The following is a 2229-nucleotide window of genomic DNA, read 5'->3' as shown; positions in this document are numbered from 1 at the left end:
CTCCGGAAGCAGGTTGCGAGCGCCCTTATTGGTAGAGCGATAACATTTTGGAATTATGGGCGAATATCAAGCCGCAATCGCAGCCTATGACGAAATCAACCGCCGCTACACTGCCGACCCAAATTTGCATGAGATAATTGCAGTATCATTAAACAATAAAGCGAGCGTACTGACACATCTCCCACCGCCCCAGAATGAGGCTGCGATAGCGATCTATGACGAAATTATTCGCCGATTTGGATCCGATCCAACTCTTTTTGTTAGAGAAAATGTTGCCAGGGCTCTCAATAGTAAAGCCAGTCAGCTCTTAAAGCTTTTCCCGCCTCAACCTGAGTCAGCGCTCGCTACTTACGATGAGGTATTTCGCCGTTTTCAAGACGATCCCGCTTCGATGCTACGTATGCAGGTCGCCCTAGCTCTTCGTGACAAGGGTATACTATTAGAAAACTCAAGCAATCAGAAAAGCCAAGCCAAATCCATCTATGAAGACTATCTCCACCGCTTTGCCAATGCCCCCGAACCAGCAATCCAAGCAGTAACGGCACAAGTCCGGGCACGCCTCGACGCACTCAAATAGTCTGCAAACCCGCCGATACCTAAGGGGCGCTGCCCCTTAGGCGGGGTCCAGGGGCAGCGCCCCTGGCGGACGCGCTACGCCCTAAAAATCCATCAGTTTCACCAGTTTCCCGCTGGCGAAAAATCGGACCCGTCGGGGCACCCGTGGGGGAGCCGCCCTTCGGTTCGCGGCTCACGGCCATCAGGCGGCCCGGTGCGGTTTCGACGGCGGGGTCGATGGAGAGGCCGCTTTGGGTGATGAGGCCGAGGGATTTCGGCACGCTATCGTCACCGACGATCCAGAGTTCGCGGTCCAGCCCATCGTCGGGCATGGGTTTCAGCAGGGTGAGGGTCAGTTTGCCGTCGGGTGCCCCTTCGCGGATGACGCACCAGGGGTCTTGCTGTTCGTTGAGCATGACGGCCACCAGCATCGGGCGCAGGGGGGCGGGCTCCACCGTTGGCGGGGCTTCGGCGACTTGCACCGGCGCGGGCGTTGGCGCGCGCAGCAGGTCCGGGCGCACCAGAACGATACTCACCAGCCCGGCGGCCACCGCCATGCCGATCATCACGGTGGTCACGCGCCAGCGCCCAAGGCTGCGGCGCAGTTGGATGATTTCGGCGGCGGGCGGCAGATCGTCGGCGTAAGGCACGTCTTCCGTCACCGCGCCCCGGTCGGCGCTCCGGCGGTCGGAGATCACCTCGAAGCCCAAGGCATCGCTGAGATGCGCCCAGAGGGTTTCGGGCGGCGCAACGGTGGGGGCGACGGTAAGGAGCGGCGCGAGATGCGCTTCCCAGGCGTCGCGCGCCCCGGCAATCTCCGGGTCCATTTCGCAGAGGTTTTCGAACTCCTGGCGCGCGCGACCGCGCAGCGTGCCGAGCACATATTCGCCCGCCAAAACCGTTAGCGTATCCCGATCCAAGGCGCTCATGATCCCAGGCACCCTTTCAGTTTCAACAGGCCCCGGCGGACCCAGCTTTTGACTGTGCCCAGGGGCGTTTCGAGGTGTTCCGCCGCCTCCTCATGGGTCGCCCCATCGAAGAAAGCGACCAGAATCGCCCGGCGTTGATCGTCCGTCAGCACGTCTAGGCAGGCGCGGAGGCGATCGGCATCCTCGCGGCCTGCCAGGGCCGAAAGCGCGTCTTCCGCCGGGTCGGGCAGTTCATCGAACTCCTCGGGCAGCGGGGCATCGCGCCCGCGCCGTGCGATGAGATCGAGCGCCCGATTGCGCGCCATCGTGAGCAGCCACCCCAGGGGCGAGCCCCGCCCGGCTTCGAACCGCGCGGCCCCCGACCATAGTTTCGTCAGAACATCCTGCACCACGTCTTCGGCACTGGACCGATCCCTAGTGATACGGAGGGCGACGCCATATAGATGCGGTCCCGTCTGTCGATACAGGGTGGCGAACGCGCCTTCGTCCCCGGAAGGGACGCGCGTTAAGAGGTCGGCAAGATCCAGCGTCTCAGCATCCCGCATAGTGGATTACGTCCTCCAACGACAGCGGCTGTCCTAAAACTATACGGCCAAACACTGCCTGGATTGGCAGGGCTTCGTCCAGTCTTCTGCGATAGTCCGCCCGCGCGATTTCGATAACGCCGAATTGGGCGAGGTGATCGGTCTTAAACTGCGTGTCCAGCAAAGTGAAGCCGCCCGCCCGCAACTGCGCCACGAGATAG

3 protein-coding genes and 1 pseudogene are annotated in these 2229 nt (G+C 61.8%); 1 reads left to right on the top strand and 3 read right to left on the bottom strand.

What is annotated here, in order from left to right; translation table 11 throughout:
- The first annotated feature begins 55 nt into the window (after nt 1-55).
- Nucleotides 56-577, top strand: coding sequence for a hypothetical protein (locus VZ95_RS24520; RefSeq protein WP_156995425.1), 522 nt, complete (start codon nt 56-58; stop codon nt 575-577).
- Nucleotides 578-596: 19 nt separating this feature from the next.
- Here the strand turns inward: VZ95_RS24520 and VZ95_RS19215 are convergent, their stop codons facing one another.
- From VZ95_RS19215 to VZ95_RS24515, 3 genes and pseudogenes are all read right to left on the bottom strand, one after another.
- Entirely contained in the window at nt 597-1484 is an 888-nt protein-coding gene (locus tag VZ95_RS19215) for an anti-sigma factor (protein WP_045777295.1), read from the bottom strand.
- Nucleotides 1481-2029: a sigma-70 family RNA polymerase sigma factor gene (locus VZ95_RS19210; RefSeq protein WP_045777294.1), complete on the bottom strand. Its 549-nt coding sequence runs from the start codon at nt 2027-2029 to the stop codon at nt 1481-1483. The genes VZ95_RS19215 and VZ95_RS19210 overlap by 4 nt, the downstream gene beginning before the upstream one ends.
- Nucleotides 2016-2229 (bottom strand): annotated as a pseudogene (locus VZ95_RS24515) (leucyl/phenylalanyl-tRNA--protein transferase); the annotation flags it as partial. The gene VZ95_RS19210 and the pseudogene VZ95_RS24515, both read right to left, overlap by 14 nt.

The sequence above is a fragment of the Elstera litoralis genome (assembly GCF_000963705.1).
In the GTDB taxonomy this organism is placed as follows: domain Bacteria; phylum Pseudomonadota; class Alphaproteobacteria; order Elsterales; family Elsteraceae; genus Elstera; species Elstera litoralis.
This window is presented reverse-complemented; position numbering and strand designations above follow the sequence as displayed.

What these genes read in the sequence shown, in the direction of transcription:
- VZ95_RS24520 (WP_156995425.1), top strand. Translation starts at nt 56, where the DNA reads ATGGGCGAATATCAAGCCGCAATCGCAGCCTATGACGAAATCAACCGC.
- VZ95_RS19215 (WP_045777295.1), bottom strand. Translation starts at nt 1,484, where the DNA reads ATGAGCGCCTTGGATCGGGATACGCTAACGGTTTTGGCGGGCGAATAT.
- VZ95_RS19210 (WP_045777294.1), bottom strand. Translation starts at nt 2,029, where the DNA reads ATGCGGGATGCTGAGACGCTGGATCTTGCCGACCTCTTAACGCGCGTC.